Origin of the sequence: Collinsella aerofaciens, from assembly GCF_028209885.1 — a bacterium.
GTDB classification, from domain to species: domain Bacteria; phylum Actinomycetota; class Coriobacteriia; order Coriobacteriales; family Coriobacteriaceae; genus Collinsella; species Collinsella aerofaciens_BA.
Genome location: NZ_JAQLEM010000011.1, coordinates 17,326 through 41,555, shown reverse-complemented (window position 1 = coordinate 41,555; position 24,230 = coordinate 17,326). Strand labels below are relative to the sequence as shown.

Genomic DNA, 24,230 nt, shown 5'->3' with positions numbered 1-24,230 from the left:
CCGTGAGACAGTTGGTGCGGCGACGAGCGAAATCGGGCTACTGCGATGCGATCTGCGCGAGGTGGGCGCGCGCGATTGCCGCCTGACCGTAGGCGATGCAGCCGTCGTTGACGGGCACGGAGTGGGGAACCAAGACGGTAAGACCCATGCTTTTAAGCTCGCGGGTGAGGAGCTGGAGCAAAAGTCGGTTCATGAACACACCGCCCGAGAGCGCGACGGTGTCGAGGCCTTCACGGGCGCAGATCTCGCTTGCGATGCGGGCCGACGCGTGTGCGGTGGTGACGTGGAAGTCGAGCGCGAGCCTGCCGGCGGGCACGCCGGCCCTGGTTCCCTCCAAAAGCGCCTTAATAAGCGGTCTGGAGTTCAGAACATGGCAGTCGTCCGGACGGGATGATTCGGTTACGGAAAAGCTGGCCATATTGCCGGTGGGACAGGTACTTTCGCTGCCGAGCGCGTGCCAGGCGGCGGCCTCAAGCTCGATGGCGGGTTCACCCTCGTAGGTCGCTTGGCCGCAAATGCCCAAAATCGCTGCTGCGGCATCAAACAAGCGACCCATACTGCTGGTGCGCGGGCTGTTGATGCTACGTTCGATCATTGTTGCCGTCACGCTACGTGTTTGCTCGTCTAGGCCGCCCAAGAGTCGCTCGGCCCCCTGGTGTTCGAGCAGGCCGAGCTGGCTCAGCAGGGCAAAGGCGTTGCGGCGGGCGTCGCGCACGGAGGCCGCCCCGCCGGGGAGCGCCCAGGTGCGCAAATGCGCGGCGCGCTCAAAGCCGCCAAGGCTGGCAACAAGAAACTCGCCGCCCCAAATGGTCCCATCGGTGCCGGCGCCGGTGCCGTCAAAGGCGATGCCAAGGACGCGCGCGTCGGTTGTAAGCTGGCCCGCGGCGATAGCCTCGGCCATTACGCTCGCGACATGCGCATGATGGTGCTGCACCTCGATGAGCGGCAGATTGCATTTTCGCGCCTGCTCGCGCGCCCACTGGCTCGATAGATAGCTGGGGTGTAGATCGCAGGCCAAGGCGGCGGGCGCCAAGTCAAAGAGATCTTCCAAGCGCGTGCGCGCGGCGTTCCAGGCATCGAAGGTCCCGCCGTTTTCAACATCGCCGATATGCTGCGACACAAAACAGGTTGCCTCGCCGTTCGTCCCTTCACGCGTGAGCGCAATCGTGGCCTTTTGTTGTGGCCCGCAGGCGAGCACGCAGGACGGAGCGCCGTCGAGCGCCGACAACGGCAGCGGCTGGGGTGCATATCCGCGAGCGCGGCGAACGGGCATAACGGCGCCGTCGACCACGCGTACCACAGAGTCGTCGTAGCGCGACAGAATCGCGCGGTCGTTACCGAGCAACGCGTCGGCGATGCCGGCGGCAACGAGGTGTTCCCAGGCAAGGTCGTCGTCGGTCTCGATGGGCTCTTCGCTCAGGTTTCCGCTGGTCATGACGATTGCGTGCATACCGTGCGCTGCAGCCGCGGCGAGCAGCAAATGTTGAAGTGGGGTGTAGGGGAGCATGACGCCGAGCTCGGGCAAGTCGTGCGCGACGGATGGCGCGAGTTCGAGGGCGTTGGGGGAGCCGTGGGTGTCGCTGCCGGCTGCGCGGCGACGCAACAGCACAATGGGACGAACACTGCCGGCCAGCAGGTCGCGCTCAACGCCATCAATGTGACACAGGCGCTCGGCGTCGGCAAGGCTGCGCACCATAACGGCAAGCGGCTTGTTGCTGCGACGCTTGCGACGGCGCAACTCGCACACCGCCTGTTCGTTGGCGGCATCGCAGGCCAGATGGAATCCTCCCAGACCCTTGATGGCGACGATCCCGCCGCCTGCCAGCAGCTCGACACAGCGTTCGATGATGGCATCGCTGGCCTCGCGCGCGGAGCCGACGGCTGGTGTTGCGTCGACACCCGCTGGTACAACGTCGCGATCCGCCTCGCGCCACGTAATGTGCGGCCCGCATTCAAAGCAGGCGTCGGGTTGCGCGTGAAACCGCCGATCGAGCGGGTCGGCATACTCTGCGGCGCAGGTGGGGCACATGGGAAAGCGATCCATCGAGGTGGCCGCTCGGTCATAGGGCAGCGAGCGGATGATGGTAAAGCGCGGTCCGCAATTGGTGCAGTTGATAAAGGGATAGTGAAAGCGTCGGTCGGCGGGGTCGAACAGCTCGCGCAGGCAGTCGTCGCACGTGGCGATGTCGGGTGAGATGAGCGTCGTGTGGGCGGTTTGATCCTGCGACGCCACAATGCGAAAGCCCTGCTCGTTAGCGGCGTCCCAGTCGCCGGGTGCCAGGTCCACAACCTCGACATGCTCCACGCGAGACGCCGCAGGTGCATGCTCGGAAAGCGCGGCGACAAATTCGCCGAGCGACTCGCTTAGAGCGTGCGCCTCGATATGCACGCCATCGCCCGCGTTGAGCACCCAGCCGCAAATGCCATGCGCCATGGCCTCGCGATACACAAACGGTCGCATGCCGACACCCTGCACAATGCCCGTTACATGGATATGCGCATGTCGCATGCGACCCTCCTTCGTTGAAATGTGTGCTGTTACAGCTCCAAGCTCTGCTCGGTGGCGGCGCAGGTGAGCTCGCCGTGTTTAACGCCGCGCAGGCCCAGCAGACGGTCAGCCAGCTCGTAGACACGCTCGCCGCGACCCTTAAGCGCCAGAATCTCCAAGCAGTTGTGGTGGTCCAGGTGCACGTGCATAGTCGATACGATCTCGTCGGTGTAGTCGTGCTGCACCTCGTCCAGGCGTCGCGTCAGGTCGCCGGTGTGATGGTCGTAAATCATGGTGAGCGATCCGATGACCTGCTCGTCGGGCGTTCGCATCTGCTCCTTGGCAATCGAGGCGCGAATCAGGTCGCGCACGGCCTCGGAACGGTTGGCAACGTCACCGCGGCGCGCGATCTGCTCGTCAAAGCGGCGCAGCAGGTCGTCGGGCGCGGTGACCGAAAAACGGACTAGCTCGGAGGCGGAGCCGCTGCAGCGGCAGCCCGCGTCGCCGGTCGGCCCGTGCGAATGCTCGTGCCCGTGATCGCAGGTGTGCTCGTGCTCGGTCACGCTACACCAGCTTTACGGAGCCAACGGAGTTGTGGTCGGCCTCGATGGCCTCCTCGTAGCCCTCGAGTGCGTCGTGCGCCTCGTGGAGCGCCGCCATGGCGGCCTCGAGCTTGGCACCAATGCGCTCCATATCAAAGTTCTCGGTTGCATGCAGCAGCTGATGGCTCCACTCGTGGGCGAGCTCGATCGTGTCGTCGACCTGCTTGACGCTCATGGCAAGCTGGCTCATGTTCATTCCGACGTCATGCATGGGAAATCTCCTTTTGTACGGGTCTATTCAGTGGTTCAGATTCTACTACGGAGGGCTCCCGCGCCCGCCGCTGTATGCCAGTTGTCCTACGGTGCCAGTGAAGCAAGCGGCGCGACTACGACACCGTCTTCCCGTCGGTAGGCAGTTGCGGTTCCAGTGAGAACGAGCAAGAAGGACGCTTCGCCTTGGTGGGTCGCATCGATTTTAGATGCGAGTTTCTTGAGATTGGCGGCAGCGGTGTCTATAGGCTTTGAGCCAAGCTTGACCTCAACCAGAGCGTACCTGCCGTCATCTAGCACGAGTACGGCATCGGCTTCAAGGTCGGTCTTGTCCCGATAGTGGTAAACCTTGCCGCCAAGCAAATCCATATAGGTGCGCAGGTCACGGATGCACATCGATTCAAACAGAAGCCCAAATGTTTCAAAATCCTCCAGGAGCTTTTGAGGCGTTGCCCCCAGGGCTGCGACCGCAAGCGATGGATCGCAGAAATGGCGCGTCGGACTCGTCCGTACGGCGGTTTTTGAGCGGAGCCGCGGGGCCCATGCCTCGAGATCTTCGAAAACGCAGGAGCGGGTCAAGGCGTCGACATATTCAGAAACGGTATTTCTTGAGGGAGGTTCTCCTTGCATGTCAGCAGCGATTGTGGCGAGCGATGCCTCTGTCGAGATATTGCGAGCGTAGCTTCGAATAATCTGGGCCATCCAAGTCTTATTTCTCCGCAGTCCATCAATCTCGTCGATATCGGAATCAAGCAGTTCCGAGATGTAATCAGGGGCCATGGATAGCGCAATCCCATGGTTTGGCTCGGTAACCGCTTCTGGCCAACCTCCTCGGCAAAGTGAGTAGACGATACGTTCGATATCGAAGTCGACTATATCGGCAACATCGGTGTTTCCATCAAACAGGCTTGCCAGCGAAACTGATCCTGTTGACTCGCGTGATTCAAAAAGGGACATCGGGCGCATGTTTATACGTGCTATGCGGCCGACTCCTGAGTGTGCCGGCATTTCGCTTGCCCGAGGCGTTGCGGAGCCGGTGAGGATAAACCTGCCTCGTCCTTTGCCGCGGTCGATCGCGAACCTTACGGCGTCCCAAAGCTGTGGGGCCATTTGCCATTCATCGATGAGGCGTGGCTCATCTCCTTTGAGCAGGAGAGAGGGCTTCGAATCGGCAAGCTGGATGTAGCTCGGACCGTTATCGGGGTCTTGCATGTAGATGCTGCTTGCGGCTGCCTGTTCAGCCGTTGCGGTCTTGCCGCACCATTTTGGCCCTTTGATTTGGACAGCCCCAGAAGATTTTAGTTTTCTGGCGAGCACTTTGTCCGCGACTCGTGGTAAATAACCGTGTTCAATCGAACTCATGTCACCCTCCTTGCTAGCAGGGTATTATACCGTTGATTTGTGCAAGTTGGACGATTTAGATTGTGCAAGTTGGACGATTTAGATTGTGCAAGTCGGACATTATATCTAGTTAACATTCATGATGCCAAAAGAGAAGCCCTAGAGTCTCCAGGCCTTTGTCGTATAACGCATGATGTCAAGAATGTCGGCCTTGATGTTTGGCGGCAGGGCTTTGAAGAGCGATAGATATTCGTCTTCCTGAGCGGTAAAAAACGCAGGGCTTCCGTCTGGATCTTTGGTATAGCCAAGGATATCGTTGGGCGTGCATCCAAAGAGATCGCACAATGCAACAATGCGGTCTTCTCCTAGTTTTGCTCGACCTGTTTCCCATGCACTATATGTCGCCTTGCTAACGCCAAGACTGTCCGCAATTTGAAGCTGAGTAAGCCCTGACTTTTTGCGGATTCTGGCGAGTGCGGTATGTCTACTAGTCTCATCCATGTCGCTCCCGTCTGAATAATCAAGAGCAACTTTGCATTTCAACGCCGGTCAAATGTCTAACTGAATTGTTCTTAGGTGCAATAATTGACATAAAGTCTAATATGAATAAACTCAAAACCAATAGAAATAGACATCGAGGAATGGTGGCTATGGGGAGAGTTGTTGGAATCGATCTTGGGACGACCTATTCGGCCGTCGCTGTGTTGGGAGACGATGGACTTCCCGAAATACTGAAGAATGCGGACGGAGAACCGACTACACCTTCGGTTGTTTTATTCCAATCATTTGACGGAAAAGACGAGCCGCTTGTTGGAACGATGGCCAAGCATTCGGCGGCAAGTGATCCCGATAATGTTGTCCAGTTCGTTAAACGGCAGATGGGAAATCCGGATTGGAGATTCGACTCCGACTCGGGCGTTTCCTACTCTGCAGAAGAGGTTTCCTCCCTTATTGTCAAAAAATTATTGCAAGATGCCGAGCAGGCACTTGGAGAAGAAGTATGCGGAGCCGTGATTACGGTTCCCGCATATTTTGATGATGCAAGAAGAACTGCGACAAAGCAGGCAGGTGTAATTGCGGGCACCAAAGTGCTTCGCGTGTTGAATGAACCGACGGCCGCAGCCCTTTCTTTTGGTCTCGATACCGAGAAGAACGGCGTCACGCTTGTCTATGATCTGGGCGGCGGAACGTTCGACGTGACGCTTCTTAAGATAGAGGACGGTTGCTTTACGGTTATCGGAACCGATGACGATAGGAACTTGGGCGGATTCGATTTCGATAACGCTCTAATGTCGTTTGTGGCAGAAGAGCTCTCGAAACAGGGCGCTGGTAATGTTCTCGAGGATTATCTGATAAGTGCCGAGCTTCGAGAGAAATGCGAAATGGTTAAGCGCACTCTTTCGAACGTGGCAAAAGCCAACCTTCACATTTCGAAAGACGGAAAGCCTTATCGTGTGGCTATTTCTCGCGAAGATTTCGAGCGGGCGAGTAGGTCACTCCTGAATCGAACGCAGGAGCTGGTCGAGGACGTGCTCGAGGACACCGGTTATTCATGGGGCCAGATCGATCATGTGGTCCTCGTTGGTGGCTCAACGCGTATGCCAATGGTACACAAGTTAATCGAAGATATTTCGGGGATGAAACCCGAGCTTGGGGTAAATCCCGATGAGGCTGTCGCCATGGGGGCTGCCGTTCAGGCCGCAATAGAAATGGAATCGAGCATTGACGTGGCAGGATCGGCGGAAAATAGTTTGCCGGATATGCCCCTCTTTACGGCTCCGAGCGTAGTCATTGCCGATGTTACCTCGCAACCTTTGGGGGTTGTGATGCTCGGGAAAGACGGCAAAGACTACAACAATGTCGTGATTCCGAGGAATTCACCCGTGCCGGGGAGTTATTCACAGGACGCAGCAACGGTGAGCGAGAACCAGTCGTACGTCGATGTTCAGGTGACACAAGGCGATGACCCAGACTTGAACTTTGTGGTCATTATCGGTTCAAAGGAAATACCGCTTCCGCCCGGGTTGCCCAAGGGATCTCCCGTCCGCGTGGTTTACGAATACGACAAAGAACAGACGGTGCATATCCGTCTATATGACGGGGAGAGCGGCCAGCTGTATGGCGAGTTCGAAATCGACCGTGTGGCGAATATGGACGAGCGGCAACTTGATGCCGCCGTTAACAAGATGAAGAACATCGAAATTGGATAGGGGACACTGATGGAAGAATTTGTTGACTACTATGAAATTCTCGAACTGGAAAAGAATGCGCCGATTGAGGAGATTGAAGAGGCGATTAAGAAAACACGAAAGCGCTTCAGGCGCCTCGAAGGATCTCCGGATGCTATGCAAAGAGCAAACGCCGAAAGGATGATGCAGCTCTTAAATGAAGCAGATTCGTTGTTTCACAACAGTTCAAAACGCTTGGAATACGATGCCACATATGATAGCGGGAAGAGTGACAGCAAGAGGGACCTGGAAAAAGACGCCCGTGCTGCAACCGCCGAGAAAGACTGGACATCAGAAGCGAAAGATTATTTCAAAAACGGTCAGAGTGCCAACGCTTGTTTTGCCGCTAGGGAGGCAACAAGGAATTGCTCAACCGATGCGGAAGCATGGCTTGTGTGGGCTCTGGCAGCATATTCGATGGACAAGTATGACGAATCCATTTTTGCTGCATCTGAGTTGCTGAAGCTTGGCTCGAATCAGGCGACCGCTCATAGGCTGTTGGGCGACTCGTACATAATGATTGATAAATACGCAGACGCCGAGGCTGAGTTTCTGAAGGCCCAGCAGATTGATAAGAGCGACTATACGATTATGGCGCGCTTGGTTGATGCGCGTTATCTTCAGGGGAAATTTGACCAGGCCCTCACTATGGCGCGCAATCTTCATGAGGCACATCCGGATTATGGACCCGTCCTAAGCTCGTTATGCCGGTGTCTAGAGACGGATGTCGAGAACAAAATGAGCTCAAAGGATAATGCTGGCTATTTCACCAATATGAAACAAATCCAGCATGCTGAACTTGTCGTTAGTGAAATGCGCGCGTTGGGAAATATCGACAAGGCTGATGAGGAATGGATTGAGAAAATGGAGGGCCTTATCGACTGGGCGCGTAAAAGGCACTACATTGCACCGGCCCGATGGTTTTGGATTCTCTGCGGCTTGACCTTCTTATTTATGATAAGCGGGTCAAGTGGCGCTCTCTTGACGCTCGTTCTGTTCTTTGGGCTGCTCCTGTATGCATTCTTCTTTGTTGTACCGACCGGATGGATGATCAATGCCCGCAAATTAGGAGAGCTTGCAAAGAGGACGGGGCTCCAATAATGGACGTGCGCTGGGACCAAGCACTCGACAGCTTGGAGATGGATCGCCAAGCAATTATTGACTGTGCAGAACGGCTCAGAGCGTCTCTCGCTTCTCTCAAATCAGATTCAAGAAAAATCAAAGACCTGGCCACTGGCGAAGCTTATGCAGGATTATTCAGTGAGCTGCTGCTTGCTGTTGATAGAGTTAAGAATGAGCCGCTGTCAGAGGACTTGAGGTCTTCGATTGCGGATGAGATTATCGAGGTTTGTAGCCATTACGGGCTTGAGTCTGTTCTGTGCGACGAGACAGTTAACCTACATGAGCATGAAATCGTTGGATTGATTAAGACAGACGACGCCTTCAAAGATGGAAAGGTGGCTCGCGTAGAGCGAGACGGTTACAGGATTGGTGGAAGACTTCTCCGTCCAGCGCGAGTGGTTGTCTTTCGGCACGAAGAGGACTGATGGCCAATATGTCGCTGGAAGAGACCTATGCCGAAATGAGGCAAGCGCTCAGCGAGGTCAAGGAATGCCAGGCTCATCTGCTGGGAGCTTGTGAATCCCAATCTGCCTCCGTTGATACGTGGCTGCAGATGACGCTGAAGGAGAGACAGGAGGCAAAAACACGAGCGCTCAATAAACTCAGCATCCGGGAGAAGCGCCGCAACGCCCTTTTGAAAAAGCGAGTGCAGGATACCGTTGACGAGTTGCTGGCGATCGAGGAAGGCTCGGCCCTCAATGCCGCCGAGTATATCCAGATTGGATCGATGTCGAAAACTTCAAAACGCGACGATTTGTTTACGGTGCCCTTTATCGTTCCGTTGCTTGGTCATGGCAATATCGTGATGTCGGTTTCAGGCGAGGGCTGCATTTCAGACGGGGTAGTACGCGAGGTAGAGGCCAAGACGCTTTTATCGACTTCAGCGTCGCAAGTTGAAATCATTAGTTTTGACCCGGCACTCAAAAACATCGAGGCTCCTTTTTCGACGATTGGCCGGAACGGGCAAGGCGAGACAGCGGTCAGGTATTTGCATTCGAGAGGCGAACTCGACGCCTTACTTAACGAGCTGACCGACCGTGTGACGCAAATCAACAACGAGTTACTGTCAGACGATGAGAGCCTGGCGGTATATCACCAACGGGTCGGAATGCCGGTCGAGAAGTACCAGCTCGTTGTGATCCACGATATGCCGATGGGAATGGCTGCCGAGCAATACGACCGTATCTGCTCGCTGATGAAGGCGGCCCCAAAGGCAGGCGCTTCTTTCCTAATGATACAACCTAAGATGGACGACTTGCCCAAATGGTATTGCGAGAAGAAACGTTCCTATCCTGTTTCGGAGCGTCTCGAACTATTCTCGGGCAGTCATGCCCGATGGCTGGGTCACGATGGCTACGATGTTGAGCTCTACGAGCTTGACACGATTGAATCGGCGCAAGCCGCGGAGCGGATGGCCCGATCAGCGGCAGAGCTGCGGTTGCCCGAAGTAAAGATCGAGTCGGTGCTTCCCGCGGAGTATTGGATGGAGACGAGCGAGGATGGAGTCACGTTCTCGCTGGGTCTGCGTGGAACCCAGACGGTTGATGTCACGATTGGCTCGAATGAGACTCAAAGACATAATGCACTGATAACCGGCGCGGTCGGACAGGGTAAATCGAATCTGTTGAAAGATATCATCTACGGTTTGTGTGCCAGGTATTCTCCCGACGAGTTGGAACTCTATCTGTTTGATTTCAAAGAGGGCGTTACCCTGTTTCCCATGGCTCCCACGCCGGATTCCCCCGAGTATCTACCGCAGGTAAAGGCATTTGGGCTTGAGGCCGATGAAGACTTTGCCATGGATGTGCTGAATTCCATAGCCGCCGAGGCCAAACGGAGGGCCGCTGCGATCAAGCCTTACGGAGATAATCTGCTCAAGTATCGGCGCAATAGCGGGAATAAGATGCCGCGTATCGTTGTGGTCATTGATGAGTTCCAGCTATTTCTAGAAGGCGCGAGAGGCAAGGAAGCCTGTGAACTTTTGGAACGCATCGTTCGCCTCTATCGTGCATACGGTATTCACGTGATATTGGCGTCACAAAGTATCGGCGGGATAACCAATCTTGCCATTTCCCAGGGCAAGTTCTTCGCACAGTTTCCTATCCGTATCGGACTGAAAAACTCGCCGGCGGAGTCGCGGGCGACTTTCGGACCCTTTAACGAGGCAGCTGCTAGTCTAAGGTTCAGGGGACAGGCGATTCTGAACGAAGATTACGGAAATCCGAGCGCAAATGTGACGGTGCTTACGCCGTTTGCTGAGGATGCCACGTTGGACAGTCTCAGGAACAAGTTCTATGCAATGCCAAAAGAGCACCTTGATGAACCGGTGGTTTTCGACGGAAGCACTCTGCCGGAGTTGACTGAGGTCCTCCTTGAGCAGAACGACATAGATTCAGGTAACGTGCCGAGCGCCTTGCTTGGCCGGGGTGTTTCTGCTGGGTTGGCACCGATATATTTCCCGTTTGAAAGAGCTGCGGGAAGCAATATCGCTCTTGTGGGCAGGGGAACGCTGCCAGGGCTCGGTGATCTTCCGAATTCTGTCGATCTTGCGGCGTGCGTTATGGAAACGCTTGTTTTATCGCTTGCACGCTATGAGCGAGGCGCTGAGTTTACTGTAGTGGAGGATGGCGCGCGCCATGTTTCTAATTCGACTCTGGAGATATGCGCTCGTGCGGGGGTTTCTCCGGAGGTCGTGCCTTCGGACGAAGCGGCTGCATGGATTACCAATTGTCTTCAGAGAAATGATGTCGGGGAAGAATGTGGGCGGGAGCGGTTTGTGTTGGTGCCGAATGCGGACTCACTAGGATCTTTCGACTTTGGTGCTCAGCAGAAGATTCAAAAGGTATTCCGTGAGGCTCCTATGCACGGAATCCACTTTGTCTGCCATTGGCAAAACCCCGTAGCGCTTTCAGCGCAGTTGGGTTCATCGGGACTGTCGTCTTTTGACGGCGTGGCGTGTCTGTTTGGCTCGAATGTCGCAGCGAAGCAGTTGGATGGCCCGCTGTGCCAGTGGAACGGGCAAGAGAACCGGGTCCTTTACAAGGAGGCTTCTTCGGGACGTCCCTCAATGAAGCTCATGCCCTTTGTCGCAACGCGATTATGGAGGAGGGGCGACGATGGGCAGGGATGATTTGTACGAAAGGTATCTGTCCGAAGCAGAACGATTTCTGAAATCGGAGGCGTCGACCGCCCAGCTTGTTAAGCAGGAGTGCGATCGTTGTGATCGGGAGTCGACCTCTGCGAGGAGCATGGCGGGCAAGAAGAAAGCGGAGATAGATTGCCTGGCGCATCAAGCACAGGAAGCTTTTTCGCAATTGTCTAAACGACTTGCGGGGAGTCACGCGAAGGACGTCGGCGCTGCGCTTCCGAACATGGTAAGACCGATTGCGTCGAATGAAGACGCTGCCGAGCTTGCCTCTTCGTTATCAGGGCTTATCAAGAAAATCGATTGCTATATCGAGATGATTGAAAAAGATACGTCTGTGAACGAGTTGAGTCAGCGATCTTCAAATGCACTGGATGCTCGACGGGCGGCTCTTGACCGGAAGCGTCTTCTGGTGGAAGAAGAGAAGGCGATGTCGGATCCTCTTCCCGTTAAAGCCGAGGAGTCGAAAGGCGGCTGCCTTTCTCAGGCGGCGGTTCTATGCGCGTGCTGTATTGGGGTAATTTCGCTTATTGCGAATGTGCTATTTGGGTTGTTGTGACAACGGAAAGGAACAGAAATGAGTCAGAACATCGGCCAGCTCGTTGCAGAGCTGAACGCGTTGGTGTCGAAGATGGAGACGCAGCGAGGTGTGTGCGTCACGGTGGCGGACGATCTCGATTCACTGCATGACATGCTTAACGCGGCAATGGAAGGAACAAATTCGACCGCTCAAAATGAGGCGGTTGGGCAGCTTGGAGCGGCAGCGGCAAAGCTGCTCGAGGCGGGTGGCCTTATCAGTACGGCATGCGATGTAGTCAGCACGTATGCAAGCTCGCTCTAGGCGTTTATGGGTGGCGCGGGGGCTCGTCTCCGCGCTTGCCGTTTTCTTGTTCGGCTTGGGAATTGTTCTGGTCGGTCGTATTGGCGTGAGAAAGGTCGTGAAATCCAGCGGAAGCAATTGCGTGCTGGCGGCTTGTGCAGATAGTGTTGGAGATGTGCTTGATATCTGCAATGCGAGAGTTGCTGACACGGTTTCAGGGGTTGTAGAGCAAGACGAATCTCGCTCTTCGTCCATCGATGGGGGTTCGGAATTTCAGCCAAGCATTCAAGAACGGTACTACGCCGACTTGGCGCATGGGCCTAAGGGTCCTGAGTTTCAGAAGTACATCGTTTTGCACGATACGGAGGGCGATTCTTCCCCTGAAAGTGTCATCGATTGGTGGGAGTCCAACGGCAATAAGGTAGCGGCTCATTTTGTTGTTGGAAAAGATGGGTCGATCGTTCAATGTGTGCCTCTCGATCAAATCGCGCACCATGCCGGTTTTGGCGATGCTGGGAAGAACGAGCAGTATGGAACAATCGATGATTCGAGAGATGACAAGGTCGGAACGTTACCGATAGGGGGAAGTTACCCCGATTACGGCATGAACTCTTATTCCGTTGGGATTGAGATGGTCCATGTTGGGGGATCGGGCGATTACCCCGAAGAGCAGCTTATCGCTGTCGACGGTCTAATTGCGTATATCGATGAGTACTACAGGTTCAAGAGCCAGATTATCGACCACAAGGCGTGGCGGACGGGAAATTCGGATACATCGGCGGAATTCTCATCATATCTGTCGAACTATCAAGAATATCGACGTCATGTTGATGGCTAAAAGACGGATTGAAAGGGGAGACAGTGAAGTGTCCCAAATGTAACGCAGAGATAGAAGAGGGGACGGTTTACTGCCCCTTTTGTGCTGCGAAAGTATCTTCTGACGTGGGCCGGTCGACCACAGAGAATGAGCGGATGCCATTCGATGTCAAGGATAATGCGAAGGGGAGGGCAGCGGCGGAGGATTCTGGCAACGAACTAGGTAAAAGAGCAATTGGGTTAACTGGCGGATTCGATTCAAATAAAATCGTGATAATTGGCCTGGTGGCCGCCATCATTGTTGGCGGCTTTTATGTTTGGAATCGATTCGGGGGCGGGCACTCATCACCAGAATTCACTCAAACCTATCAGCATACGATGTATAAATCGGACGCCGATGAGTTTGAGTCGGAAAACTCAGATGAAAAGGACGAGGCCGACGACGAGCGCGCAACTGAATTAATAGTGGTATCAAATAACTCCGCCGGGTTTCCAGAGATGGTGGTGAATGTCAAGGTGACCGGCTCTTCGACAGAGGCGTTGTCGAAGCCGGAGAATTGGTCCCTGAAAGAAGCGGGTACGAACGGTGAGCAGGCTTCGACTAACCCCCGGAGTGTTGTAGTTGGTTCGGACGGAGTTTGCAAGCTCGCATATCGATCGACGCTCGGTAGCGATTCGGGTGATAGCCGTACGGTTGTCGTGTCATATATTGATGATCAATCACATAAGGTTATGGATAGCTTTTCCTATTACTGTGATGCGAAGAGTTCGACGGTAGACGGTTACTTACTTTCTGAAAGCGACTCACGGCGCTATACCGAGGCGGAGATTAAAGAAATGGGTATGAGCACATGGGAGCTTTGCTTGGCAAGAAATGAAATATATGCACGCCATGGTCGCAAGTTCAAGGACGAGAAGATCCAAGAGTATTTCAACAATAAGGAATGGTATGAAGGCATATACTCGCCTGAGGAATTTGATGCGATGACATCACCGCTTAATGATATCGAGAGGGCAAATGCCGAAACGATCCAGTCTTACGAACGTGCTATCGGATCTGAGTTTTTAAATCCATAACAAAACTTGTGGCAAAGACTAGGCAAATGAAGAAAACGGGTGCGAGTCCGTCTGACCCGCACCCGTTCACTGGGGGCTGTTTGTGATTACCATACTATCCGTGGTCGCGGGCGCAGCGCCCGGCTCTCCGGTGAGCGGCGCAAAACCGCTCATGGACGGCAGCACATGACCGGCGTATTACAGGTGCTTCTCAAGCAGCGCCTGCAGCCTGGCCTTGGGCAGCGCGCCAACGGAGCGGTCGATTTCCTCGCCGTTCTTAAAGACAACCAGCGTGGGGATGCTCATAACGCCAAACTTCATGGCCAGGTCCTGATTGTCGTCGACGTTGCATTTGGCGACGGCAAGTTTGCCGGCCAGCTCGTCGGCCACTTCGTCAACGATGGGCGAGAGCGAACGACAGGGACCGCACCACGGTGCCCAAAAATCAACCAGCACGGGAAGGCTGCTGTTAACGACGGAATCGAAGTTCTCGGGGGTAATCTGCTTAATGTCAGCCATGGTGACCTCCATAGTGCGACGCGGCTCGGCCGCGTAAAACTCAGTACGACCGTGCTTATACCCAACGGCCCGCAATGCAACCACTCGCGGGCGGCTCTTTTATATAATGGTGGGCACGCAAACGATTGGAGAGCGCATGCCCACGTCACAAAGCCAGAAAAAAGAAGCTATCGCCCAGGCGACCGAGCAGGAGCTCGCATCGCTCGCGGGTCGCGGCGTGCGTATCGCGGGCAACGCGTGCTCGCCGATTGTACTGGTAAAAGGTGATTTAGACGATGCCGAACGTGCGGGCGGCGAGCTGGCTGCCGGTCCAGACGGTGCCGCGCTGCGCAAGGCGCTCGGTGCCATCGGCTACGCGCCCGAGGATTTTTGCGTGCTGGCGAGCGTCGCCGGGGCGGGCGACGGAGCGGTTGCGACAGGCGAGGGCCTGCCGTGCGAGCTGTTCCGCGAGGCACTCGAGGCTTTGGACCCCGAGGCAGTTCTGCTGCTGGACGATCGCGCGGCCGATACCATGCGCGAGACCTATGCCGACATGCTCGTGGCAATCGACGACTTCGATACCGCCATGCTCAAGCCCGGCTTGGTCGCCCATGTGCAGGGTCGTCGCGTGCTCGCGCTCGACGGTTTTGAGGCGGCGCTCACTGACAAAGCCGCCAAGCAGCGCATGTGGGCATACATCAAGCAGCTGACCCCGGCAGCCGCGCCGCTGTAGTGGACCGGAGCCGGTAAGGCGGTCCTGACGGGTCGAGCGCGGCGCCGGCTTGTCGCGCCCCTACATCACGGCGCGCAGCTCAAATCGGTCGCCGTGAATGCGAAACTGGCAGTTGCCGTCCATGCGCTCGACGGCAAGCTTAATGCTCTTGGTTCCAAAGCCGTGTCCGGTGTGCCCGGCTACGGGCATGCCGTCGACCATGCGCGGCGGGCGCCCAAACGTGTTGGAGACCAAAAGGAGCAGTTGCCCGTCCTCGCAACGCAGGTCCAGATCGACAAATCGCTTGCCCTGGGGAGCGGCGCTCGCGGCGACGATGGCGTTGTCCAGGGCGTTTGAGAGCACGCTAAACAGATCGACGTCGGCTACATGGACGCTCTCGGGTACGGCGGCGCGCAAATCGGCGGTGATGCCGTTTCGGTTGATATCGGAGCTAAATGACGAAAGCACGATATTGACCGTGTCGTTGGCGCAGTAGCGGCGCACGGCGGTGCGGTCGTTCGTCTCACAGAGTTCGTCGATGTGTTCGAGCGCCTCGTCGATGTGGCCCTCCTCGATCAAAGCCGCAAGGCCGCGCAGGAAGTGCCGCATGTCATGGCGGAGGACCGAAAGCTCGCGTCCAGATTGGCGCCAAGCTTCGAGTTCCTTGATGGCTGCGCTGTCGCGGGTTGCGAGCATCCAGCGCTCGCGCTCGGCGATTTCCTTCGCCTCGTATTCGCGCAGATACACAGCAAGAAACATAAGGTAGAACGCGCAAAGCGCAAACGCCAAAAACTCAACCGTCACCACGGAGCCCGAGTGGAAGAGCGTGGTATAGACGTTGGTGGCGTAGTCAAAGATGTAATAGACGAGCGGCAGGATGAGCAGAATCTCGAGCTCGGTGGGGGTTTTGACCGCCAGGCGCGGACCGATGTCGCTTGCCCAATGCAGCAGGATCGCAAAGACGACGGCCGTGGTGATAATGCGTGCCACGTAGTACGCGATTTGCGAGTCGGTGGCGGCGAGCGCGGCGATGCCCATCCAGTTGCTGAACTGGCAGCTCAGATAAGCACTGGTGACGCCCAGCATAACGAGCAGCGGGCTCAGGCGATAACGCGCGCACAGATAGATGACGAGCGGCAGATGCACGACGAGTGGATATACCTGACGGGCGAAAAGCTCGCCGCCGACGGCATTGGCGAGGCCGAATGCGCATCCGGTTACGGCGCCGACCATCACCAGCTCAAGCGCATGAGGCCGGTTGATCTCGATACCGCAGAGCGCCGCCGAGGCAAAAACGCCAAAAAGCAGGGTTGTTGCGTGGTGAATTGCCCAAAGTACCATCTCGGCCGTGGGGAGCATTAGCGCCTCCCGCCCTCGAACCGTGCCGCAAAGTAAGCATCCTGGAAACCCTGCTTGCAGCTGCGCGCCAGCGGGATGCAAGCGCCCGAGCGCATGACGATATCCGTGCGGTTGAAGTGGTCGATATTGCGCAGGTTGACCTGGTAGCTACGGTGACATTTAAAGAAGCTTGCGTTTTTGGCCAGCTGGTCCTCGATGTTGCGGAACGGCTCGAGCGCCTCGATGTCGCGCCCGTCGCGCAGGTGGAATACCACGTGCTTGTTGCGGGCCTCGGCATATTCGATATCAGACAGGCGCAGGGCGTGGTAGCCAAAGGACGTTTTGGTTACGAGCTCATCGGTCACGGCGGGTCGCATGCTCGAAAGCTCGTCGAGCAGTTGCGCCAGGCGTTCGTACGTTACGGGCTTGAGCAGGTAGTCGAAGGCACGGACCTCATAGGACTCCAGCGCGAACTCGGGCGATGAGGTGAGGAACACCAGTCGCACGGCGGTGTCAGATTGGCGCAGCTCCCGCGCGGTGTCCATGCCGTTGACGAGCGGCATGATCATGTCGAGCAGAATGATGTCGGCACGCGATGCGGCATGGCGGGCCAGCAGGTCCTCGCCGCGCGTGACGAGCGCAACGTCGACTGCCGTGCTCGTCTCGGTCGACCAGCGGTCGATCATCCGGTGCAGTCTATCTAGAAAAGCGACGTCGTCGTCGCAGGCGATAATCTTGAGCATTCGAGCCCCCTTAGTAGTTCGATTTTGCCACATTGGGTGCGCGCCGCCCGCGGAGGCGTGTCCCATTTGCGCCCCAAGGCGTGCAACTCGCGCCAAGCGGCAGGGCGTCAGTTTTGACGACCGCACAATACTCCATGGATACACATGTCAATCGATGCCGGCGGTCGGACGGGGAATCAGGCCGACCGCCGGCGCCAAGTGATAACGAACATCGCGAAAGCATAGGGGTAAGGGGAACTGTGATGAGGGAGAAGAAGATGGGGATGCGCACTGTGTTGACGCGCATACTGGGTATCGCCACCGTGGCCTGCGCGCTCGTGGCAACGCCAGCGGTGGCAAGTGCCGAGACGCAGGTCATGCCCGACGGAGTGAATGCCGAGGTGCTGTCGCTTAAGCAGGACGGCACCAAGCCCGTTCAAATTACTGAGCCGGGTAGCTATGTGCTTAAGACCGCCAAGGGTGAGGTCACGCCTACTTCGGGCTATACCATCGACGCCCCGGATGCGACTCGGATTAATCCTGTAAGGATTTACATCGATGGCACGGTCTACGTGAACAGCTATACGAACTCGTCGGTAGGTCAAAATCGATGGCTGTTCAACATCAAGCAGGGCAGCAATATTGAGTTCATCGGTGTCAATAATCCAATCATTAGCTTTCATGATGAGCGCGGAGGGAGTCAGTCCGTAAGCGGGTTTTTGACCGACCGATATTACGACGGTGGCTACAAAAATGCTTCGGGTGACATCTCGGTTAGCCTGGGGATTGGCGATGATTCGCAAGACCTCACCCTCTGGTACAGCAGCAGTATGGAACAAAAGGTGCCTGCGATTTCGCTTGGCAACACCAAGGGCAATCTGTCTGCAAATTTCAGTAAGCTGATGATTAAGGACTATGCTGGCAAGTCTGGTGCGGTAGCGGGCAATGCTCAAGAGTATGCCGTTCCCGTACATTTCTTTCGCGAAGGCCGGAATACGACTGGCGGCAACATCAACCCCTTCACGGCGACTTTTACCGACTGCGAGTTCTACGATACGTCTGGAGACTTCAATGGTGCTGTTTCCGTCGATGGCAACAGCAGTTTCAAGATGCCTAAAGACGGAAGCGCTGTCGCAAAATTGACGGCGACGTTCAACAATTGCAGCTTCAGCGGTCACAATGGGGAGAACGCGGGCGTCAGGCAGACGAACAGGAGTTACAACTCGGTCGAAGCGTCTCGTTATTTTGCTAATTCCTCTATCCTTAATACCTATGCTGTCGCCGGCGTGATGGGTGTCACCAACGCTACGGTCAACCTCAACAGCTGCGAGATGAACAACTTCCACAGCACGCGCTCGAGCTCGGCCGACAGCACCTTGACAGTCGATGCCCTCAATGTTGCACGAAGCGCTCGCTGCAACATAAACGGTGGCACGATTGAACGCTATGGTGCACGCGGCAATACGTGCGTGGTATACGCCGCCGGAACCCTTACCCTCAACGGATCGCCGGAAATCGCGAGCTACTGGAAGAACAGTCACGCCGGCGATACTAATTATGGCGACAAGTACACTGAAGCTGATAAAGCTACGGGAACCGCCAAGAGCCTGTATGTCCCGAAGAAAAAGAGTGTCGATGCCAACGTTCCGGCGCTGAACATCGCGTCTGACTTCTCCGTACGCGGAGGCTATGGAGACAATGTTTGGATCTCGATTGAGGAGACCGCGGACAGTAATGGCGTAAAGTCGCGTGTCCTTGGCACCTGCGAATCCAACAAGATCGAAGGCGTTGTGCCTGACGGCTCGTCCGAGAACGACGACAACTCCGACAAGTACGAGGTCGTGAACCTTAACGGTGACCTCACCTTCCGCGAGACCATTCATCAGCATAAGTGGAAGGTCGAAGCTGACGGTTTGGGCGTTCGTGCATCGTGCGTGGGCCCGTTCCGCAACGGCGAGTGTGAATATGGTATGGGCGAGGACGGCAAGCCCAAAAAGTACCTGACGGCCACGTACAAGCTCTCCATGTCCAAGGCAACGAGCTCTCAGAGCACTGAGCTTGTCTATGACGGCTGTCCGGTCAAGATTGCTTTGAATAAGGACGGCGCGTGGAATCTGGAGCAGATGGGCGTAACGGCCAGCGATGAATTCACGTGGTATCAGTGCAAGTCTCAGGCGGACGCCGAGGCATATAAAAACGGCACCAAGCTCAAGGGCGCCCCGACGGACGCCGGCTACTACTATGTCGTTACGAGCTTTAAGACTGCCTCTGGCCAGACGCTCGAGGGCAAGAAGTCTTTTGAGATTTCGCAGCGTCACTTGGTCAAGAATCAATCCTACAAGTTCATTCTTAAAGACGGCGGTAAGGGTGCGGGCAAGTATGCCTATGACGGCAAGGAGCATCAGCCTGTCGTTGAAAGTGCACAGTTCAAGAACGGTGCCGGCGAGTGGGTCGATCTCGTTGAGGGCAAGGATTACGAGCTCAGCGCTCGAAGTGAATCCGGACTGAAGCAGACCGAGCCAGGGCAATACGAGTGCATTGTCATCGGTAAGGGCAACTTCACGACCGATGGCGGCACCACAAGTGTTCTGACGCTCAAATGGGAGATTGTTGACGTTGCGCGTTTTGACCTCGAGGTCACCGGCTTTGAGGGTGCCTATGACGGCGAAAAACACGGCATTACGGTCAACGTTAAGAACGACCCTGTTCCGGCGGATATGAAAATCGAGTACCGCGAAGACGGTGGCGATTGGACGACGGATAAGCCGACCTATCGCAATGCGGCCGAGTACACGACCAATTATCGCGTGACGGCATCTGACTACCTGACCGTTACGGGTAAGGCGACCGTGAAGATTACCAAGGCCGACCAGGAGGCGCCGGCTGGGCTCGTGGGCAATAATTGGACTACGTGCAGAAGTAATGACGGTTCCATCTCGGGCGTCACCAAGAAAATGGAATACCGCCACGAGTTGAGCAAGGACTACCAGAAGATAACGTCTGACGATAAGCTGACCGGTCTTGCGAAATCGGGAACGTATTACGTCCGCTTTGCCGAGGATAGCAACCACAATGCGTCTGCCGATGCCGAGGTCAAGATCGAGCCGGGACCCCATGCTGTTGCCGACAATGCAGCTTGGAAGCCGAATGGCGAAGGTAGCCACGTTAAGGTCTGCAAGTATTGCAATAAGACTCAGGAGCGCCAGCCCTGCAGGTGGAAATACGAGATCGTTACGCCCGCCACGCCCGAGGCCGATGGCGTTCGTCAAAAGGTCTGCAGGGTTTGCGGCGGCAAATGGGATGAAGAACGTTATACCTACGTGGACACTTACGCCCCCACCATTTATGACCTGTGGGTAGATAAGGCCTACTGTGAGAGCGTTTCGTTTGACGTGTTCGATGATCGCGACGAGACGGTGACGGTTACCGATAGCGGCAAGGAGCTCAAGGCTGGCAAGGACGGAAGGTACACGGTTAAGGCCGCTGAAGGCGATGCCGGTACTGAGCATGTAATCGTGGCTACGGACACTGCCGGCAATAAAGAGACCATCACAATTAAGATGTACGCCGAACATGCGTATGAATGGACAATCGACAAGCAGCCGACGGTTACCGAGACCGGCTCCAAGCACGGGAAGTGCTCCGTGTGCGGCCACGAGTCGGGCGCGGTAGAGATTCCGGCCCTGGCTGTTAAGGGTTACTCAGGCAAATATGACGGCAAGGACCACTCTGTCGATGCCTCGGCCCTGCCCGAAGGTTCCGTCGTTGAATACAAGGCTGCTGACGGCGGCTGGACGAGCGTTGCGCCCAGCATCAAGGATGTCGGCAGTGTGACGGTCGACTATCGCGTCACGATTGATGGCGCGGCGGTTGAGGGCCAGGTGACACTCGAGGTCACTCCGCTCGCGATCACGGTTTCCGCTTTGGACGCCTCCAAGACGTACGGCGATTCTGATCCCGCGCTGGGTTGGGAGGTCACCAAGGGCAAGCTTGTCAAGGACGAGAGCCTCCAGGGCATCACCGTCTCTCGCGAGCTCGGCGAGGCCGTGCGCAAGGACGGCTACGCCGTGACGGTAGCGCAGTCCGAAGGCGCCAACCCCAACTACAAGATTACGTTCAAGGATGGCACCTTTACGATCGGCAAGCGCGAGCTCGCCGTAACGTGGGACACCACTACTGAGTTCACCTACGACGGCGAAGAGCACTGCCCCCAGGCGAAGCTCCACAACGTCGTCGGCGATGACAATATCTCCGCGTACGTCGAAGGCGCCAAGGTCAAAGCCGGCACCTACACGGCGAAAATTACCGAACTGACAGGCGACGACGCAGGTAACTACAAGCTTCCCGCCGAAGGCCTGACGTGTGAGTTCTCCATCAAGAAGGCACCCCAGGGTGCGCCGAAGGTCCAGGCCACGGCCGAGACTGTGAGCGGCAAGTCCGACGGTAAGATCACGGGCGTCGACGCTAAGATGGAGTGGCGAGCCAAGGGATCTGGCGAGTATCAGGGCGTGCCCGATGGCGTGACTGAGATTACGGACCGCGCCGTCGGCACGTATGAGGTGCGCTACCGCGCCGATAGTGACCACGATGCCTCCTCCGCCACCGAGGTTACCGTTAACGCTGGCGGCAAGTTTGTCGTGACGCTGCCTACCAAGCAGATCGGCTATACGATCACGGCGAACCCGGACGAGCTTGACTGGCACGGATCAACCACCCTCACTGTCAGTATCGAGAGCGGCTACTTTACTGACAACGACTCTTACGCCGTCAAGGTCAACAATGTCGTTGTGACGCCCGACGCGCGTGGCGAGTTCACTGTTCTGAACGCCGAGAGCGACCTCGTCGTCACGGTCGAGGGCGTGCGCAAGCACGAGGCCGTGAACGATAAGTGGCTCTCCGACGACAATACGCACTGGCACGAGTGCACCTGCGGTGAGAAGATCGACGAGAGTGCGCACACCTTTGAGTGGGTCATCGACAAGGCGCCCACGGCAACCGAGGCTGGCTCCAAGCATCAGCAGTGCACGGTCTGTGGGCATGCGTTGCCTGCAGTCGAGATTCCGGTTGCCGCCATCGTTGGCTACTCCGGCGAGTACGACGGTGCATATCACACGGTTGATGCGACGAGACTGCCCGAGGGCGCGACGGCCCAGTACAGCACCGATGGCAAGAACTGGTCTCCCGAGGCCCCCAAGATCAAGGACGTCGGCACACTGACTGTTTCCTATAAGGTGACGATCGACGGTACGACCGCCGAGGGCGAGGTTGCGCTCGAGGTCAAGCCGCGCGCGATTACGGTCACCGCCCAGGACGCTTCTAAGACTTACGGCGAGGCTGACCCCGTGTTTACGTGGGCGATCACATCCGGCGAGCTTGTTGAAAGCGAGTCTCTTGAGGGCCTCGAGATCGAGCGCGAAGATAACGACAACGTGCGTGATGGCGGCTATGCTCTGCACCTGACGCAGGCCAAGGGCGCCAACTCCAACTACAACATCACGTTCGTCGATGGCGTGTTTACCATCAACCAGCGCCTGCTTACCGTGACGTGGGGTACCAGCGAGTTTGTCTACGACGGCAAGGAGCACTGCCCCGAGGCAACGCTCGGCAACGTCATCGGCAAGGATGACCTTGGCGCGACCGTCGTGGGCTCCCAGGTCGAGGCTGGCGATTCGTATCAGGCGACCCTCACAGCGCTGACGGGCAAGGCCGCTGGCAACTATGTGCTGCCGACCGAGGGCCTGACGCGTGGGTTCTCCATCAAGAACGCCGCTCAGGACGCTCCGGTGATTCAGGCTACGGCCGAGACCGTGAGCGGCAAGCGTGACGGCAAGATCACGGGCGTCGACGCGACGATGGAGTGGCGCGCCAAGGATGCCGCCGAGTACCAGGCTGTGGGTAAGGACGTGACCGAGCTCAAGGATCTCGCCGCCGGCGTGTACGAGGTGCGCTACCAGGCCAAGGCCAACCATGATGCCTCGCCTGTCACCGAGGTCACCGTGGCCGCCGGTCGCAAGTTGGTCGTGGCACTGCCGGCCACCCAGGAGGGCTACTCGCTCACCGCGACGGCAACCGAGCTCGACTGGCACGGCGCCGCAACGCTCACCATGAGCATCGACAGCGCGTACTTTGCGGGCAAGGACTACGCCGTAAAGGTTGACGGTAAGGCCGTTGAGCTCTCCGACACCGGCACCTTTGAGCTTAAGGGCGTCGAGCACGACGTGAACGTGACGGTCGAGGGCGTGCTCAAGCACGAGCCCGACGGCACGGGTTGGGCGCACGATGTCACGAATCACTGGCATGTCTGCCGCTGCGGCGACATCATCGACAAGGCCGGGCACACCTTTGAGTGGGTCGTCGACAAGCCGGCGACCGTTGAGGCCAAGGGCGAGAAGCATCAAGAGTGCACCGTCTGCGACGAGAAGGGCAAGACCGAGGAGATCGCGATTCTGAAGCCCGTGATCACCGACGGCAAGGGTCAGACGATGGTGGTCGACGCCGCGAAGGACCTGAGCTTCCGTTCGAACGCGCCGCTCGAGTTCTTCCAGAAGGTGCTGGTTGACGATAAGGAGGTCGCGGCCGAGAACTACGTGCTCACCGAGGGCTCTACGATCGTGACGCTCAAGGCGAGCTTCCTGAAGACGCTCGGCGTGGGCGAGCACAAGCTGAGCGTGGTTTCGGCCACGGGCACTGCCGAGACGACCTTCACCGTTGCCGAGGCAGCCAAGCCCGCTCCTGGCCAGACTACCACGACTACTACGACCACGACTACGACGTCTAAGTCCAAGAAGAAGGCTAGCAAGAAGACGTTGCCTCAGTCCGGCGACAGCGCGTACGCCATGGCCGGTGCCGTACTCGCTGCCGGTGTGGCAGCCCTGCTGCTGGCGTGGGCCATGAAGCGCCGCGCGTAGTCGCGCACCAGTCCCCAGCGGGCCCGGATCGAGCGATTCGGGCCCGCTTTTGGGGTCTGCCGGAAACCCGGTGGTCAAAAAAGGCCAAATATGAGTACTGTTACCAGTTTGGTGGCAGCCAAATGGCCTCAAAAATTGGTGCCAGCGGCCAAAAGTACATCGATTTTCGTCCTTCAGAGTCGCGATGGGGCTCCAAACAAGGCGATTTTGCTGCTCTGGACTGG

18 protein-coding genes are annotated in these 24,230 nt (G+C 56.9%); 10 read left to right on the top strand and 8 right to left on the bottom strand.

The genetic code is table 11. The features are described from left to right. Nucleotides 1-37: 37 nt before the first annotated feature. From hypF to PMX21_RS04255, 5 genes are all read right to left on the bottom strand, one after another. On the bottom strand, nt 38-2,509 hold the full coding sequence (hypF, locus tag PMX21_RS04275; RefSeq protein ID WP_271758262.1) for a carbamoyltransferase HypF: 2,472 nt from the start codon (nt 2,507-2,509) through the stop codon (nt 38-40). A 29-nt stretch (nt 2,510-2,538) separates the two neighbouring features. Further along, entirely contained in the window at nt 2,539-3,051 is a 513-nt protein-coding gene (nikR, locus tag PMX21_RS04270; RefSeq protein WP_271758260.1) for a nickel-responsive transcriptional regulator NikR, read from the bottom strand. Nucleotide 3,052: 1 nt separating this feature from the next. Then, nucleotides 3,053-3,301, bottom strand: a complete 249-nt coding sequence (locus PMX21_RS04265; RefSeq protein WP_006235225.1) for a hypothetical protein — start codon at nt 3,299-3,301, stop codon at nt 3,053-3,055. A gap of 86 nt (nt 3,302-3,387) precedes the next feature. After that, entirely contained in the window at nt 3,388-4,662 is a 1,275-nt protein-coding gene (locus tag PMX21_RS04260; RefSeq protein ID WP_271758258.1) for an ATP-binding protein, read from the bottom strand. A 138-nt stretch (nt 4,663-4,800) separates the two neighbouring features. Beyond that, nucleotides 4,801-5,142, bottom strand: a complete 342-nt coding sequence (locus PMX21_RS04255) for a helix-turn-helix transcriptional regulator (RefSeq protein ID WP_195192678.1) — start codon at nt 5,140-5,142, stop codon at nt 4,801-4,803. A gap of 149 nt (nt 5,143-5,291) precedes the next feature. Between PMX21_RS04255 and PMX21_RS04250 the strand changes: the two genes are divergently transcribed. Genes PMX21_RS04250 through PMX21_RS04215 form a run of 8 tightly spaced genes read left to right on the top strand, consistent with a single transcriptional unit; the run spans nt 5,292 to nt 13,849 of the window. After that, on the top strand, nt 5,292-6,851 hold the full coding sequence (locus tag PMX21_RS04250) for an Hsp70 family protein (protein WP_271758256.1): 1,560 nt from the start codon (nt 5,292-5,294) through the stop codon (nt 6,849-6,851). 9 nt (nt 6,852-6,860) lie between these two features. Then, nucleotides 6,861-7,970 carry a J domain-containing protein gene (locus PMX21_RS04245; RefSeq protein WP_271758255.1) on the top strand — a complete coding sequence of 370 codons (1,110 nt, stop codon included), beginning with the start codon at nt 6,861-6,863 and terminating at the stop codon, nt 7,968-7,970. Then, nucleotides 7,970-8,416 (top strand): nucleotide exchange factor GrpE, encoded by a 447-nt coding sequence (locus PMX21_RS04240; RefSeq protein ID WP_271758253.1) that lies wholly within the window; start codon nt 7,970-7,972, stop codon nt 8,414-8,416. Before PMX21_RS04245 ends, PMX21_RS04240 begins: the two co-directional genes overlap by 1 nt. Continuing rightward, on the top strand, nt 8,416-11,121 hold the full coding sequence (locus PMX21_RS04235) for an FtsK/SpoIIIE domain-containing protein (RefSeq protein WP_271758251.1): 2,706 nt from the start codon (nt 8,416-8,418) through the stop codon (nt 11,119-11,121). Before PMX21_RS04240 ends, PMX21_RS04235 begins: the two co-directional genes overlap by 1 nt. Continuing rightward, nucleotides 11,108-11,695 (top strand): hypothetical protein, encoded by a 588-nt coding sequence (locus tag PMX21_RS04230; RefSeq protein ID WP_271758249.1) that lies wholly within the window; start codon nt 11,108-11,110, stop codon nt 11,693-11,695. The genes PMX21_RS04235 and PMX21_RS04230 overlap by 14 nt, the downstream gene beginning before the upstream one ends. A gap of 18 nt (nt 11,696-11,713) precedes the next feature. Then, complete coding sequence (locus tag PMX21_RS04225) at nt 11,714-11,977, top strand: hypothetical protein (RefSeq protein ID WP_271758247.1); 264 nt, start codon at nt 11,714-11,716, stop codon at nt 11,975-11,977. A gap of 10 nt (nt 11,978-11,987) precedes the next feature. Beyond that, nucleotides 11,988-12,794: an N-acetylmuramoyl-L-alanine amidase gene (locus PMX21_RS04220; protein WP_271758245.1), complete on the top strand. Its 807-nt coding sequence runs from the start codon at nt 11,988-11,990 to the stop codon at nt 12,792-12,794. A gap of 23 nt (nt 12,795-12,817) precedes the next feature. Beyond that, nucleotides 12,818-13,849 (top strand): YARHG domain-containing protein, encoded by a 1,032-nt coding sequence (locus PMX21_RS04215; RefSeq protein WP_271758243.1) that lies wholly within the window; start codon nt 12,818-12,820, stop codon nt 13,847-13,849. Nucleotides 13,850-14,026: 177 nt separating this feature from the next. Here PMX21_RS04215 and trxA read toward each other — a convergent pair whose 3' ends face one another. Next, nucleotides 14,027-14,347, bottom strand: a complete 321-nt coding sequence (trxA, locus tag PMX21_RS04210) for a thioredoxin (protein ID WP_271758242.1) — start codon at nt 14,345-14,347, stop codon at nt 14,027-14,029. A gap of 136 nt (nt 14,348-14,483) precedes the next feature. Between trxA and PMX21_RS04205 the strand changes: the two genes are divergently transcribed. Then, nucleotides 14,484-15,059, top strand: coding sequence for a hypothetical protein (locus PMX21_RS04205; protein WP_230308394.1), 576 nt, complete (start codon nt 14,484-14,486; stop codon nt 15,057-15,059). Nucleotides 15,060-15,119: 60 nt separating this feature from the next. On the opposite strand, the gene PMX21_RS04200 is transcribed toward PMX21_RS04205, so the two are convergent. Next, nucleotides 15,120-16,397, bottom strand: coding sequence for a sensor histidine kinase (locus tag PMX21_RS04200; RefSeq protein WP_271758239.1), 1,278 nt, complete (start codon nt 16,395-16,397; stop codon nt 15,120-15,122). Beyond that, nucleotides 16,397-17,119: a LytR/AlgR family response regulator transcription factor gene (locus PMX21_RS04195; protein WP_271758237.1), complete on the bottom strand. Its 723-nt coding sequence runs from the start codon at nt 17,117-17,119 to the stop codon at nt 16,397-16,399. The genes PMX21_RS04200 and PMX21_RS04195 overlap by 1 nt, the downstream gene beginning before the upstream one ends. A 242-nt stretch (nt 17,120-17,361) precedes the next feature. Here PMX21_RS04195 and PMX21_RS04190 point away from each other — a divergent pair, with 242 nt between their 5' ends. After that, nucleotides 17,362-24,006 carry an MBG domain-containing protein gene (locus PMX21_RS04190; RefSeq protein ID WP_271758236.1) on the top strand — a complete coding sequence of 2,215 codons (6,645 nt, stop codon included), beginning with the start codon at nt 17,362-17,364 and terminating at the stop codon, nt 24,004-24,006. The last annotated feature ends 224 nt before the right edge of the window (nt 24,007-24,230 follow it).